We start from the raw sequence: 14632 nt of genomic DNA, 5'->3' as shown, positions 1-14632 counted from the left end.
GGCCGCTTAGCCCAATCCACCGATGTGGAAGGTCTTCATCTCGAGGTATTCCTCGATCCCGACCTGCGCGCCCTCGCGCCCCAGGCCGGATTGCTTGACACCGCCGAACGGGGCCACCTCCGTCGACACCATACCGGTGTTGAGGCCGACCATGCCTGCTTCCAGCGCTTCCGCAACGTGCCAGGACCGCTTGAGGTCTCGGGTGTAGAAATAGGCGGCAAGACCGTAGGGTGTAGCGTTTGCGATGGCAATCGCCTCCTCGTCGGTCTCGAAGCGGAAGAGAGGCGCGACGGGACCAAATGTTTCTTCATGCGCCAGCACCATGTCGGTGGTGGCCTCGGTCAGGACGATCGGCGCGGCAAATTGCGGACCCTTGGGCAAGGTCGCGGGTTGAGCGGCGATACGGGCGCCCTTGGACAGCGCATCGGCGACATGGCGGTTGATCTTGCTGATCGCCGCCTCGTTGATCATCGGTCCGATAGCCACGCCCGGCTCGAGGCCAGATCCCACCTTCATGGCCTTGACGCGGGCGACGAGCTTGTCCGCGAAGGCGTCGTAAACGCCGGCCTGCACAAGGATCCGATTGGCGCAAACGCAGGTCTGTCCGCCATTGCGGAACTTCGACATGATTGCGCCCTCGACCACGAGTTCGAGATCGGCATCGTCAAAAACGATGAAGGGTGCATTTCCGCCGAGCTCGAGGCTCACGCGCTTGATGCTGTCCGCGGCACCGCGCATCAGCAGTGAGCCGACGCGGGTCGAGCCTGTGAACGAGATCTTGCGCACCTTTTCGTTGGCCATGATCTCCGCGCCGATCTCGCTCGGCAGGCCGGTGACGATGTTGATGACGCCGGCGGGAATTCCGGCGCGCTCGGCCAATACCCCGAGAGCCAGCGCCGAATAGGGCGTGAAGTCCGATGGCTTGATCACGACTGTGCATCCCGCCGCGAGCGCGGGGGCCACCTTGCGCGTGATCATCGCGTTCGGGAAATTCCAGGGCGTGATGATTGCGCATACGCCAACCGGTTCCTTGAGAACAACGATGCGCCGGTCGGGCGTTGGTGACGGGATTGTCGTGCCGCCGATCCGCCGGGCTTCCTCCGCAAACCATTTGACGAAGGAGGCACCGTAGCGGATCTCGCCCCTGGACTCTTCCAATGGCTTGCCCTGTTCGAGCGTCAGAATGCGCGCCAGGTCATCGAGATGCGTGATCATGAGCCCATGCCAGGCTTCCAGAAGCGCGGCACGCTCGGCGCTCGTCTTGGCGCGCCAGGCGGGGTACGCCTCGGCCGCAGCGGCAACGGCGGCGCGAGTCTCATCTCGCCCCATGTCTGGTACGCTACCAAGAGCAGTCTGCGTCGCCGGCTCGATCACGTCGATCGTCTTGCCCGAGAGCGCCCCGACCCAATGGCCGCCGATCAAACCCTGCTGGCGGAAGAGGTTCTTGTCGTTGAGTTGCCGCATGTCTCATCCTTCTCCTGGGATCAGCCGAAAGGCATCACGCCACCGTGACGTAGATCTTGCGGACGGTCTCGATGGTCTTCCACACGCCCGTAAATCCGGGCTTCATGACGAAGCTGTCGCCGGCTGTGAAGGTCACGGGATCGCCGCCGTCCGGGGTGATCTCGATGGTGCCGGAGATGATGTGACAGAACTCGAAGGTCTCGCCCTTGATGGAACGCGTTTCGCCGGGCGTCGCTTCCCATACGCCGGTATGGACGAGTTCGCCCTTGGCCGCGTCTTGTGCCCAGGTCTTGTAGTGCGGTGTGCCGGCAATGAGCCGCTCTGGCGTTGGACCGGACTCCTTTGGAGCGAAGGCCGGGTTGGGATCAATCGATTTCAGTAGCAAATTGGGCTCCTTTCAGTAACCACGAGTTCGATCCACGAGCCCGATCAGATCGAGGCCCGCCTTGTATCGCTTGATGTTGTCGATGACCGCGCGCGCAGCGGTCTCGGCCTGAGTCGCACTTGCCACATGCGGGGTGAGCAGCACCTTCGGATGAGTCCAGAACGCATGATCGGAGGGCAGCGGCTCCGGCTCAGTGACGTCGATGACGGCGCCGGCGAGCTGACCGTCGTCCAGAGCGGCCAGCAGCGCGAGGTGATCGAGCTGCGCGCCGCGTCCCGCATGAATCAGCGCCGCGCCTTTCGGCAGCCGCGCAAACACACTGCGATCCAAGATCCCGTGGGTGTCTGCCGTGAGAGGAAGCAGGCAGACGAGGATGTCGGTCTCGCCGAGCATTTGGCTGAGGCCAGCGTGGCCGCAATATGTCGCAACGCCCTCTATCGTCTTGGCTGATCGGCTCCAGCCGCTCAAAGGAAAGCCGAAGGGCTTCAGACTCTCCAGCACGGCGCGGCCGAGCACGCCAAGTCCGAGCAGCCCAACCCGCCGGTCGGTAGCCTGCTTCTGCGGCAGAGGCCGCCACTGGCGTTGCCGCTGCAAATCGAGATAGGCCGGGAGGTTGCGGTGGAGCGCCAGCACCGCGAGTGTGACATATTCCTGCATCATCCGGATGATGCCGTCTTCCACCATCCGGACCACCTTCACCTCGGATGGTATCGATGTTAGCGGAAATTGGTCGATGCCGGCCCCAACTGAAAACAGCAGTTCGAGATTGCGATAGCGTTCGAGCCCATGGGGCACCGTCCAGCTGATCACGTAGCGAACCTGATCGGGATCGATCGTGGCGGAATCGATTGCGAAGGGCAGGTCGGGGAGCTCGCGAGCGAAGGCGTTGCGAAAAACGGCTCCACGTTCGGCGTCGGAATTGAACAGAAAAGCCATTGGTCGATTTTGCAGGGGCAGAAGATGGCGAACTCGCCGGATGGAGGGAACATAAGCGGACGAGGGCTCGTTTCCATGCCGAATGCGATTGCGATTTGGTGGATTGTTTCGCGCCGCGGTCATTTTGAAATGCATTCTGCGGCGGCGTATGGCTTATGCTGATCTCGCCTGGGCCGCTCGAGTGCGCCCGGAGTGAGATCATTCGATCGATATTGGGCTCATCGAGAGGGAGCCATGGAAAAGCGCATCTCCAGTTCGTTTACAGTCGATACTTTTGAGGCACATGCGGCCGATATCGATACGGTCGAGCTTGACTGGCTCCATGCGCTGTCAATTGGCGTCGGCTGGCCGCATCGCGCCGAGGACTGGCAGTTTCTGCGTGAGGTTGGCCACGGCATCGTGGCTCACGACGAAATCGGACGGGTACTCGGATCGGCCATGTGGTTTCCCCATGGCTCAGACTTCGCCACCGTTGCCATGGTCATCACCTCTCCGCGTCTTCAGGCCCTCGGCACCGCGCAGTGGCTGATGAAGCGCGTTCTGTCCGAATGCAAGGGACGCAATCTGCGCCTCAATGCCACGCGTGCAGCGCGCAAGCTCTATCTGTCGCTCGGCTTCCGCCTTGAGAGAACGGTTTTCCAGCGTCAAGCCGAGGCGCGGCGACCCGATGAGATGCCGCGCCCTCCCGAAGGAGCCGAACTGCGTCGTCTGGATCAAGCCGATCTTGCGGGTGTCGCTGAACTTGATGCGCAAGGATTTGGTGCATGTCGCCTCGAGCTGCTCGCAGCTCTCCTGCAGCAATCCGTTGGCTTTGGCCTCTACCGGCGTGGCCGCCTCGAGGCCTTTGCGCTCTGCCGTCCGTTTGGGCGAGGGCATGTCATCGGTCCTGTGGTGGCTTCGAACGACAGAGACGCGATTGCTGTGGTGGCGCCGCATGTGACTGCCCATGATGGAGAGTTTCTGAGGCTTGATACGCACCTTGCTGACGGGGAATTCTCCTCCTTCGTCGCTCGGTCGGGCCTGGCTGTCTTCGACACCGTTACGACGATGTCGTTGGGAGGACACTTCCGCGATCCCAACGAGCGTTCTGAAGAGATGCCCGTAACCTACGCGCTGGCAAGCCAGGCCCTTGGTTGAGGGCATATCGCGCCGCTCGCTGTCGTCAGCACAACGATCGGCACGGTACTAGCTCCGCAACGGAACGGCGGTTGGCCCATTCAAGCGTGAATTCGAACATGCGTTCCGCTCACTTCATGTAATCAGGCAAAGTGAACCCGTCATAGAACCGGTCGGCCTGGATCGCGACCTTGAACGTCGGCGATTTGTAGCCGGCGACGATGTCCTGGGCCCATTCGGAATTGGCGTTGGCCTTCTTCACCGCAAGCACGTTGATGTAGGGCGTCGTCATCTTCTCCAGTGCAAAGGCGTTGGTCAGCTTCAATCCGCTGAAGATCGCGAAATTGCCCTGGACGGCGGCATAATCCACATCGTCGAGCGCCCGCGGCGCCTGCGCGGCCTCGAGCGGAACGATTTTGATGCCGCCGGGATTCTTGATGACATCGAGCTCGGAGACCTCGACCGGCTTGCTATCGCGGATCTCGATCAGGCCGAGGTCGCGCAGCACCCACAGCGCGCGCTGCAGATTGACGGGATCGTTCGGCACCGCGACGCTGGAACCCGGCTTGATCGGCGAACCCAGCGGGTGCTTCTTCGAATAGAGACCCATCGGTGGTGTCGGGACGTGAACGATGCCGACGAGATCGGTCTTCTGCCGCTCGTTGTAGGAATCGAGGAAGATCGTGTGCTGCATTACATTGGCATCGATCTCGGATTTGAACACGGCGTTGTTGGCTTCAAGGCCGGTCGAGAATTCGACATAGCGGATCTTGTAGCCCTTCTTCTTCAGCTCGGGCTCAACCCCGATCTTGAACTCATCGATATACGGCCCCGGCACGAAGCCGACCCTCAGCTCGGGTTTCGCGGGCTGCTGGGCCAGAGAGTCTACGGCGGCGAAGGGGGAGAGAGCCAAAAGGCCGGAGAGGAGAAACAACGCTGTCTTCATGTCTGTTGACTGATCTCGAGTTTGAAGGTGAGTGCGGGTGCGGTCTCAGGCGATCGCCTTGACCGCGTTGGAGTAGACGCTCGCCGGCCGTACGAGGCCGTAATGCTCGCGCAAGGTCGTGCCGGTGTATTCCTCGCGGAACAGGCCGCGCTTGCGCAGGATCGGGACGACGTGCTCGGTGAAGGCATCGATGCCGCCGGGCAGCCAGGGCGGCATCACGTTGAAACCGTCGGCCGCGCCGCCTTCGAACCAGGTCTGGATATTGTCTGCGATCTTTTCCGGCGTTCCGGCGATGACCCAGTGGCCGCGCGCACCGGCGAGGCGCTGCACCAGCTGGCGGATCGTCGGCTTTTCGCGGTCGACGATGTCGACCACGAGCTTGAAGCGGCTGGCGACGCCGCGCGCGCTCGCGGTGTCGATCAGATGCCGGGGGACGGGACCGTCGAGATCATATCCGGTGAGATCGACGCCGATCATCTGGCGCAACTGGGTCAGGGAATATTCGGGCTGGATCAGCTCGTTGAACTCGTCCTGAAGGCGATCCGCCTCGGCCTGCGTGCTGCCGATAAAGGGGCTGATGCCGGGCAGGATCTTGATCTCATCGGGGCCGCGGTCGAAGGTGCGGGCTTGGCGCTTGATGTCCGCATAAAAGGCTCTGGCCGACTCCAGCGTTTGGTGAGCCGTGAAAATCGCCTCTGCGTAACGGGCGGCGAAGGCGCGGCCGTCGTCGGAGGCGCCAGCCTGCACATAGACCGGCCGGCCCTGGGGGGTGCGAGAGATGTTCAGCGGACCGCGCACGCGAAAATGCTTGCCGACATGGTCGAGCGTGTGGATCTTGCTGGTGTCGGCGAAGATGCCCGAGGCGGGGTCGTTGACGAGCGCGTCATCCTCCCAGCTGTCCCAGAGCCGCGAGATCACGTCGAGATATTCGCGGGCACGCTCGTAGCGCTCGTGGTGCGGGGGATGCTCGGGCAGGCCAAAGTTCTGCGCCGCCTGTGGCGCGCTGGTGGTGACGATGTTCCAGCCGGCCCGGCCGCGGCTCAGATGGTCGAGTGACGCGAACAGCCGTGCCAGATTGTACGGCTCGGTATAGGTCGTCGATGCCGTCGCGATCAGGCCGATGCGGCTGGTGACGGCCGCGATCGCCGCCAACCACGTGATCGGCTCGAAGCGAAAGCGCTGGGCGTAGCGGACGTTATCGGCCAGTGCCGGTCCGTCTGCAAAGAAGATGGCGTCGAACTTGCTCGCCTCGGCGCGCTGCGCCAGCTCCTGGTAATAGGTGATGTCGAGAATGCGATCCGACGCCGATCCCTTGTAGCGCCACGCGGCTTCGTGGTGACCGCCGGGGTAGATGAAGAGATTGAGGACAAGCTGCCGTTGGTTGCTCATGGTTCGGATGTCCGGATGCAGGCCGTCAATGCGGCACGATTGGACCGAACTCTATGGCGTCAGCGAGAGCAATGTCGATGAAATGGATTTGCGTTGTTGAATGCGAAGCGAGCATGAATCTAGCGGCAATGCCGCGAGACGGAGATGATGCCGCGTTAGGGTGTTGAGAGCTGGCGGGCGTCTAGGCCGATCGTGTTCCGGCCGTGGCCTGTGTCACCACGCTGTTGGCCGGCACATCCCTGGTCACCCAGACATTGCCGCCGATCGTTGAGCCGCGGCCAATGACGATGCGGCCAAGGATCGTCGCGCCGGCATAGATCACGACGTCGTCTTCGACGATCGGATGCCGCGCGTCGCCCTTGATCAGATGGCCCTCGTCGTCGGTTGGAAAGTGACGGGCGCCCAGCGTGACCGCCTGATAGATGCGCACATTGTCGCCGATGATGGCGGTCTCCCCGATGACGACACCGGTGCCGTGGTCGATGAAGAAGCCGGAGCCGATGCTGGCGCCGGGATGAATGTCGATCCCGGTCCGGGTGTGCGCGATCTCCGCCACCAACCGCGCAATCAGCCGCGCGCCGAGCTGATGGAGGATGTGGGCCAGGCGGTGGTGGATGATCGCGGTCATCCCGGGATAGCCGATCAGGATCTCCGGAAAGTTTCTCGCCGCGGGATCGCCGACGAAGGCGGCGCGGAGATCGCTGATGATCAGCCCGCGCACGTCGGGTAGCTGGGAAGCGAATTTGCGCGTCAGCTCGACCGTGTCGTCGCGCCGGAATCCGGGCGTGAGCTCGTCGCCGATGAAGAGCGCAGCACGGTGAATCTGGTCGCAAAGTCCGTCGAGCGCGATGCTGAGACGGTTGCCGACGAAGTAGTCGATATTCTCGCCGTCGAGATCGAACTGGCCATAGTGACGCGGGAACAGCGCTTCGGTCAGGCCGTCCAGGATCGCCTGAAGCGCCTCGCGCGAGGGGGCGCGGCGGGCCTCGCCATCCCGGCGGATGCTGTGGGTCTCCTCCCGGGAGACGCGGAGCGCGGCGACGACCCGTTCGAGCTGCCACCGCCGCTGCGTCGGGCTATCGGGGGCGCGCGCCTCGTCGTCGGATGGTTCGTGGGGGATTTCGTGCTTCATACCGCCTCAGTCCCATCGGGGTGGTGTCGGATGATAATGTCACCTGACATGGGCCAGGGGAATACTGATCTCGGCAAGCAGATCGAGGTCGACATCGTGATTGATCTCGATGTATTGCCCGTTCCAGTAGACCAGTCCGGACAGCTGGGATGACAGCTCGAAGCTCAAGAGACTTCCAACGATGATCCCGTGCGAGTAGCGCTCGATGATCTCTTCGACCCGGCATTCGACGGTCGCCAGCGAGTTGCCAAGCAGCGGCACGCCCGACGTCCCCGCAGACCACGGAACGCCTTCGAAACGTTGCGGGCCCTTGAGACGACCGTTGCTGAACCGGCTCGCCAGCTCCTGCTGGTCGGAGCCCAGGATGTTGACGCCGAATACGCCGAAGCGCTCGATCAGCGCGAAGGATGACGCCTGCCGGTTGACGCTGACCAGCACGCGCGGCGGACTCGCGCTCAGCGATGTCAGGGACGTGACGGTCATGCCGTTGATGTCCTCGTCATGCCCGGCCGTGATGATACTGACGCCGCCAGCGAGGCGGCGCATCACCGCGCGGAACTGATGTTCGATCTCGTTGCCGTCGGTGACGAGATGGATGTCCGACCTTCCCATGTCAGTCTCTCCTTGCGTCGGACCGTCGCATGCCGGCATCGGCTTCCCTAGAAGAAGCCCTTCGCCGGCAACGGCGTGCCGTTGATCTCGTGTTCACCGATCGAACGCGCCTTGTAGGTCGTCGGATTGTGCGACGACAGCGTCCGTGCGTTGCGCCAGTGTCGATCGAAGTTGGTGACCTTCTTGGTGGCCGACGCGCCGCCGACATCGAACAGCAGGCTGCCGCCGCGGATGGCGAAATCGTCCGCGATGATTTTTGCCTTGGCCGAGAGCAGGGCCGCCGCGTGAGCTGCCTCTGCCGCGTTGGAGGCACCGGTGTCGAAGGCGTCGGTCGCGACGTCCAGCGCTTCGGCCGCCGCGAGCACGACCGTCTCGGCCGCAAAAGCGCCGCTGGCGATCTGGCCGACCGTCTGCTGGAGAAGCGGGTCTTCGGTCGGGATTTCAGTCGGCGCGTAATAGAACGTGCGCTTGCGCGAGCGCACCAGCGTTGTCGCATCTCGCAGCGTCGCGCGCGCAATGCCCGCAACGACCGCCGTCAGGAACAGCTGGGCGAACGTATTGGAGTAGGGCACGCCGTAGCCGGTATCAGGCGCATCGAACACCACTTCCTCGCGCTTGACGCTGACGTTGCGGAAATGGGTCGTGCCGGTGGCCGTAAGACGCTGCCCGAGCCCGTCCCAGTCGTCGACCAGCTCGATCCCGTCGCGCTTGATCGGCACGATCGTGGTGCCGGTCGCGCCGGACGGATCGGCAGCGCGGACCAGGACATAATCCGAGTACAATGTCCCGGTGCTGTAATATTTGGTGCCGTTCAGCAAATAATCGTCGTTCCCATCGGGTGTGAACGTCGTACCCGGCGTCACATTGCCGACGAGGGGGCTTTCGAGCTCGGTCGTTGCAAGCCCGATGATGGCTCCCTCGGCGACCGCCTTCTGCCATTGCCGGCTCTGTTCATCCTTGGGAGTGCGTACCAGCCGCTCGACCACGCTGAAATGGTTGCGCAGGATATGCGCCACATTGGCGTCGGCCTCGCCGAGCCGGATGACGAATGCGATGAGATCACGGATCGTGCTGCCGGCGCCGCCGGCGCCTACCGGGAGCCGCAGCGCGCCGAGACGGGCGTGGCGAATGAGATCGATCACGTCGAACGGCAGCACGCGGTCGCGCTCGCGATCGCTTGCGCCTTCGGCGATGTGGTTGAGCAAGGCCTCCAGTTCCGATGAGCGGGTCTTGAGCGGTTCGGACGGCGTCAGAGAGGGCGTGGATACGGTCTTGTTCATTGCCTCGGCCTGTTGGAACGGACTTAGAGCTGGGCGAGGTGATCGGTCACCTTGACCGGTTCGGGCAGAACCTTGCGGGCGACGAGCCAGTCGGCGGCCTTTTGCAGCTCGCCTATGAATTGCTCGTCGTTGACCGCGAAGTAGCGATACTGCCGCTTCATTGCGATGAACCGGTCGCGAACCTCGTCGCTGTATTTCCCGGCTTTCTGCGCGATGTACTCGGCGTCCTTGCTGTTCTCCGAGACCCACTTGCCTTCGGCGCGGAACGCGTCGGTCACCGCGCGGACCAGTGCAGGGTTGTCGGTCGCGAATTTGCGGGTGGTCAGGTAGGACGTGTAGTCGATCTGGAATTCGAGGTCGCGGCCTTCCAGGAAGATGTCGTGCGCCTTGTATTCGAGTCGGGCGATGTCGACGCCGGGGCTCCACATCGACCAGGCGTCGACCTTGCCGGCGGCAAGTGCCGGCGCGGCATCCGGCGGATTGAGATAGACGAATTTCACCGCGGAGCGGTCGACCTTGTGCTTCTCGAGTGCTGCAACCAGCAGGAATTCGCCGAGGCCCGAGCGATTGACCGCGACCGACTTGCCGACGAGATCCTCGATCCTGTCGATGCCGGAGCCGTCCTTGGCGATGATTGCCGTGGTGCGGGGCTCGTAGACCACGAACTGCGTGAACACCAGCGGTGAACCGGCAATGATGGCGGCCAGCGCAGGCGTGGTGCTGCCACCGAAGCTGAAGTCGGCGCTGCCGCCGGTGACAGCCTGCAAGGTCGGCGCGTGGTTCGGGAAGGGCCCAAGCCATTCGACCTTGATCCCGTCCCTGGCGAGCTGCTTCTCGAACTCGCCGCGCTCCCTGGCGATCAGGTTGAGGCCGCCCAGACCCCAGGTCAGGCGGACCGTGTCCGTGGTGCGGCCGGGCGCGGCCTGCGCGAGCTCAGAGATGTTCATGCCGGCGAGCGCGCCAATGCCGAAGGCTGCGGAGCCGAGGAAGCTGCGCCGGGAGGGTTTGGCGATGGAGGAATCGGACATGTTGGCCTTCCGGAGAACCTAGTTGGGAGAATGAGAGATCACGCCAAGCTCGCCGAGCAGCTCCGCGCGCGAGATGGATGCCGAACCGTCGCGCGCCGCGCGATGCTCAAAGGCGATTGCGCCATCACGCATCACCAGGATGCGGTCGGCGAGGGCGATCGCCTCGTCGACGTCGTGGGTGACCAGCAGGACGCCTGGCTGATGATTGGTGACCAGTTCGCGGACGAGCTCATGCATGCGAATTCGGGTCAGCGCATCGAGTGCGGCAAACGGCTCGTCGAGCAGCAGGAGCTCGGGCTGCTGCACCAGCGCCCGAGCGAGCGCCACGCGCTGCGCCTGTCCGCCGGAGAGGTTGCGCGGCCAGTCGTCGAGCCTGTCACCGAGGCCGACCTCGGTGAGCGCTTCGGCGGCGCGTTCGCGCGCGTCTTGGGCCTGCAAGCCGAGCGCGACGTTGCGCCAGAGGTTGTCCCAGGGCAGCAGCCGATGTTCCTGAAACACCACTGCCGGCCGGCGGGGCGCCACGATGCGTCCGCCCTGGACGGGATCGAGGCCGGCAAGGGCCCGCAACAGCGTGGTCTTGCCGCAACCGCTCTCGCCCAGCAGGGCGACGAACTCGCCGCGCTCGATGCGCAGGTTCAGCTTCTCGATGACGACGCGGCTGCCGTAGCGGCGGACGAGATTGCTGACAATGACGGCCGGTCCTGACTCGGAAGGCGCTGCGTAACGCGGAGCGACATGAACGTTCATCGCGCCGCTCCGTAATTCGGATGCCAGGCGAGCAGGCGCCTTTCGAGCAATCGGGCGATGGCGTCGGCCGCGATGCCGATCAGCGCATAGATCACGATGGTCAGGATGATCACGTCGGTGCGCAGAAATTCGCGTGCGTCCATCGCGAGAAAGCCGATACCCGACTGCGCGCCGATGGTTTCGGCCACGACCAGTGCAAGCCATGCCGTGGCCAGAGCATAGCGAACCCCGGTCAGGATCGACGGCAACGCGCCGGGAAGGATGATGCGGCTGATCAGTTGGATCGAGCTCAGGCCCTGGACCCGGCCGAGCTCGAGCAGCTTGGGGTCGACCTGCCGGATGCCAAGCACGGTGTTGATGTAGATCGGAAACGTGACGCCAAGCGCCACAAGGAAGATCTTCTCCGCTTCACCGACGCCGAGCCAGACAATGACCAAAGGCAGCGAGGCGAGGAAGGGGATGGCCCTGATCATCTGCACGCTGCGATCGATCGTAGCCTCCGCAATCCGCGAGAAGCCGACCAGAATTCCGAATGCGGCGCCGACCGCCGCACCCAGCGCGAAGCCCGCCGCGGCGCGCAGCAAGCTCACACCGAGATCGTTCAGCAAGGTTCCGGTGGTCACCAGCTTGAACGCGGTGCGGATGACCTTGCTGGGTGCGGGCAGCACCTGCGGCGAGAGCCATCCCGCTTGCGCAAGCGCTTCCCAGACGATGACCAGCAACACGGGTGCAAGCCAGGACAGAAGCAGAAGGCCGCGAGCGCCAAGCCTGCTTGCCGATGCGAGCGATGTGTCGCTGCTTTGCGACGGCAGGCCGCCATCCGCACCGATCACCGTGCGTTCGATTTGGCTCAGTTCGATATTGCTCAAGATTTGAGACCTCGTTCAGCGCAAAATGTCCCACGAAATCACGCCGGCAGAAATAGAGCGCTATTTCAATTGTCGTCCGCTCCGGAGTGATCTGCTGTCGTCACGGCGCAGGTCTGCGACAAAGAACATCTTTTGATGGCGGATATGCTTGATCTCGCGCCGGCCATTGGCGAGAACGAGTAACGATTGCTAACATGAGCCGGGAAAGTCACGGGAGAGTACGATGGCGAGCTCACCTCTTCGCTTCGGGATCTGGGCGCTGGTGCATGGCCCGCGGGCCGCGCATCAGGATCCGGAAGAGCCTTATGATGCGTCCTGGGAACGCAATCGGGATCTCGTGCTCGCGGCTGAAGAGCTCGGTTATGATTCAACGTTGATCGCGCAACACACCATCAATCCGCATCAGGAAGACCTCGATCAACTCGAGGCCTGGAGTGCGGCGGCGGCGATTGCGGCGCTGACGAAGCGCATCGAGATCATCGCTGCGATCAAGCCGTATCTCTATCACCCCGTTGTGCTGGCAAAGCTCGCGCTCGGGATCGAGAACATCAGCCGTGGCCGGTTTGCGCTCAATCTCGTCAATGCCTGGAACCGCCCGGAACTGGAGAAGGCGGGGATCGGTTTTCCGGAGCACGATGCCCGTTATGCTTACGGCAGGGAGTGGATATCTGTCGTCACCCGCCTGATGGAGGGTGAGCGTCTCAACTTCAGCGGGGAGCATTTCAACGTCACCGATTACGCGCTGCGCCCGACCAGCCTGTACCGCAAGCGCCCGGCCATCTATGTCGGCGGTGAATCCGAGCCGGCGCGCGATCTGGTTGCCGGCCACGGCGACGTCTGGTTCATCAACGGTCAGCCTCTGGAAGATGTGGCCGGCCTGATCGCCGATGTCGCGGCGCGTCCGCGCGGTGCAACGCCGCCATTGCGTTTCGGCCTTTCTGCCTTTGTCGTCGCCCGCGAAACCCGGGAGCAGGCGCAGGCCGCCCACGCGCGGCTGCTTAGCCTGGCCGCAAAGGACGCGCCGATGAAGGCGATCCAGAAGCAGAATACCGACCCCAAGGTCGTGATGATGCAGACCATGCAGAAGACGCCGCGCGTCGGCAGCAATGGCGGCACCGCAGCGGGACTGGTCGCGAGCTATGACGAGGTTGCGGCGCGCATCGAGGCGTTCCATGCAGCCGGTATCGAACTCTTCATGCTGCAATTCCAGCCGTTCGAGGCCGAGATGCGTCGGTTTGCACACGAGGTGATCCCGCGCGTGCGGGCGAGGCAGTCGGCGGGACTTGCCGAGGGGCTGGTCCAGTCGCGGGGATAGATCGTGGAAGCGGCTAGGCCGATGCCACCTCCGGCGTCTGCTTCGCGAAGCGGCTCTCCGGTCGCGGCAGGCCAAAATGATCGCGGAGCGTCGATCCCGTGTATTCGGTCCGGAACAGCCCGCGCTTCTGAAGGATCGGCACGACGGTATCGACAAAGGTCTCCAGCCCGGACGGCAGCACATCCGGCATCAGGTTGAAGCCGTCCGCGGCGCCGGCCTTGAACCAGGCCTCGATATCATCGGCGATCTGCTCCGGCGTGCCGACGATGATGCGATGCCCGACGCCGCCGCCGAGCGCGCGGATAAGCTGCCGTACCGTCAGATTGCCGCGCCGGGCGAGATTCACGGTGCCCTGGAACATGGTGTGATTGGCGTTGACCGGCAACGGCAACGGATCGGGCAGGGGCTTGTCGAGCTCGAGCAGTGCAGGGTCGATCTGGAGCGTGCCGGCAAGCCGCGCCAGGCTGTATTCGATCGGTACCAATTCCCAGAGTTCGTCCTGCCGCCGCCTGGCCTCCGCTTCGGTGCTGCCGATGACGGTGGCAAGTCCCGGCAGGATGACGATGGAATCTCCGGAACGGCCGTAGGTGGCGGCCCGTGCGCGCAGATCGCGGGCATAGCTGACGCCTTCCTCAATGCTCTGTGCCAACGTGAACACGGCTTCGGCGTAGGCGGCCGCGAAATCGCGGCCGTCGTTCGACCCGCCCGCTTGCACGGTGACCGGGCGTCCCTGCGGCGATCGTGGGACGTTCAAGGGACCCGCCACCGAATAATGCGGGCCGCGATGGGCGATCGGGTGCACTTTCGAGGTATCAACGAAGCGAGCGCTGGCCTTGTCGCCGACGAAAGCGTCGTCCTCCCAGCTATCGAACAGCGCGTGGATGACTTCGGTGAATTCCTTGGCGCGTTTGTAGCGCGCTTTGTGCTCGGTCACGGACGAGAGGCCGAAATTCCGGCCCGAAGCAGCGTCGGCCGTCGTGACCGCGTTCCATCCCGAGCGTCCGCCGCTGGCATGGTCGAGCGTCACGAAGCGGCGGGCGATGTTGTAGGGCTCGTTATAAGTTGTGGACACCGTTCCAATCAGCCCAACATGTCTGGTCGCGGCCGCGACAGTCGCCAGCACGATCGTCGGTTCCAGCGACGTGAACGACCGATAGTCGATGCGGTCGTTCACGGCCGGCGAGTCCGCCAGAAAGATCGCATCGAATTTACCGCGCTCTGCAATCTGCGCCACACGCACGTAATGGCCGAGATCGAAGAAGGCGCGCGGATCGCTGTCCGGCAGCCGCCATGCCGACGGATAGACGCCGGAGTGAAGCAGGTTGACGTTCAGGTGCAATTGGCGTGGCAGCATAGCACGTTCCGTCGGTGGCTTTGCGATAGACGCAGATATCGTGCCGCGACCGTCGAATG

Annotated in this window: 14 protein-coding genes; 2 read left to right on the top strand and 12 right to left on the bottom strand. The window is 63.6% G+C overall.

Annotated features, from left to right (window positions below):
• Window positions 1-6: 6 nt before the first annotated feature.
• The 3 genes from UP06_RS37270 to UP06_RS37260 are packed head-to-tail and all read right to left on the bottom strand — an operon-like array spanning window position 7 to window position 2785.
• The gene (locus UP06_RS37270) at window positions 7-1464 is read right to left on the bottom strand and encodes an NAD-dependent succinate-semialdehyde dehydrogenase (RefSeq protein ID WP_045008605.1); all 1458 of its coding nucleotides are present in this window, start codon (window positions 1462-1464) and stop codon (window positions 7-9) included.
• A gap of 34 nt (window positions 1465-1498) precedes the next feature.
• Window positions 1499-1849: a cupin domain-containing protein gene (locus tag UP06_RS37265; protein WP_045008604.1), complete on the bottom strand. Its 351-nt coding sequence runs from the start codon at window positions 1847-1849 to the stop codon at window positions 1499-1501.
• Between the two features lie 12 nt (window positions 1850-1861).
• Entirely contained in the window at window positions 1862-2785 is a 924-nt protein-coding gene (locus UP06_RS37260; RefSeq protein ID WP_045008603.1) for a 2-hydroxyacid dehydrogenase, read from the bottom strand.
• Window positions 2786-3019: 234 nt separating this feature from the next.
• Here UP06_RS37260 and UP06_RS37255 point away from each other — a divergent pair, with 234 nt between their 5' ends.
• A complete protein-coding gene (locus tag UP06_RS37255; protein ID WP_045008602.1) occupies window positions 3020-3922 on the top strand; it encodes a GNAT family N-acetyltransferase in 903 nt (300 codons plus the stop codon).
• A gap of 109 nt (window positions 3923-4031) precedes the next feature.
• On the opposite strand, the gene UP06_RS37250 is transcribed toward UP06_RS37255, so the two are convergent.
• From UP06_RS37250 to UP06_RS37215, 8 genes are all read right to left on the bottom strand, one after another.
• On the bottom strand, window positions 4032-4847 hold the full coding sequence (locus tag UP06_RS37250) for a MetQ/NlpA family ABC transporter substrate-binding protein (protein ID WP_045008601.1): 816 nt from the start codon (window positions 4845-4847) through the stop codon (window positions 4032-4034).
• Window positions 4848-4892: 45 nt separating this feature from the next.
• Window positions 4893-6236 carry an LLM class flavin-dependent oxidoreductase gene (locus tag UP06_RS37245; protein ID WP_045008600.1) on the bottom strand — a complete coding sequence of 448 codons (1344 nt, stop codon included), beginning with the start codon at window positions 6234-6236 and terminating at the stop codon, window positions 4893-4895.
• A gap of 181 nt (window positions 6237-6417) precedes the next feature.
• Window positions 6418-7368 (bottom strand): serine O-acetyltransferase EpsC, encoded by a 951-nt coding sequence (gene epsC, locus UP06_RS37240; RefSeq protein ID WP_045008599.1) that lies wholly within the window; start codon window positions 7366-7368, stop codon window positions 6418-6420.
• Window positions 7369-7407: 39 nt separating this feature from the next.
• Complete coding sequence (locus UP06_RS37235) at window positions 7408-7980, bottom strand: flavin reductase family protein (RefSeq protein ID WP_045008598.1); 573 nt, start codon at window positions 7978-7980, stop codon at window positions 7408-7410.
• Between the two features lie 47 nt (window positions 7981-8027).
• Window positions 8028-9260, bottom strand: coding sequence for an acyl-CoA dehydrogenase family protein (locus UP06_RS37230; RefSeq protein ID WP_045008597.1), 1233 nt, complete (start codon window positions 9258-9260; stop codon window positions 8028-8030).
• A 23-nt stretch (window positions 9261-9283) separates the two neighbouring features.
• Complete coding sequence (locus tag UP06_RS37225; protein ID WP_045008596.1) at window positions 9284-10288, bottom strand: NrtA/SsuA/CpmA family ABC transporter substrate-binding protein; 1005 nt, start codon at window positions 10286-10288, stop codon at window positions 9284-9286.
• An 18-nt stretch (window positions 10289-10306) separates the two neighbouring features.
• Window positions 10307-11035, bottom strand: coding sequence for an ABC transporter ATP-binding protein (locus UP06_RS37220; protein ID WP_045008595.1), 729 nt, complete (start codon window positions 11033-11035; stop codon window positions 10307-10309).
• Window positions 11032-11847, bottom strand: a complete 816-nt coding sequence (locus UP06_RS37215; protein WP_045008857.1) for an ABC transporter permease subunit — start codon at window positions 11845-11847, stop codon at window positions 11032-11034. Before UP06_RS37215 ends, UP06_RS37220 begins: the two co-directional genes overlap by 4 nt.
• Before the next feature lie 280 nt (window positions 11848-12127).
• Between UP06_RS37215 and UP06_RS37210 the strand changes: the two genes are divergently transcribed.
• Window positions 12128-13219: an LLM class flavin-dependent oxidoreductase gene (locus UP06_RS37210; protein WP_045008594.1), complete on the top strand. Its 1092-nt coding sequence runs from the start codon at window positions 12128-12130 to the stop codon at window positions 13217-13219.
• A 13-nt stretch (window positions 13220-13232) separates the two neighbouring features.
• Here the strand turns inward: UP06_RS37210 and UP06_RS37205 are convergent, their stop codons facing one another.
• Window positions 13233-14573, bottom strand: coding sequence for an LLM class flavin-dependent oxidoreductase (locus UP06_RS37205; protein ID WP_045008593.1), 1341 nt, complete (start codon window positions 14571-14573; stop codon window positions 13233-13235).
• Window positions 14574-14632 lie beyond the last annotated feature (59 nt).

Source organism: Bradyrhizobium sp. LTSP857, from assembly GCF_000938285.1.
GTDB lineage: Bacteria > Pseudomonadota > Alphaproteobacteria > Rhizobiales > Xanthobacteraceae > Bradyrhizobium.
This window is presented reverse-complemented; position numbering and strand designations above follow the sequence as displayed.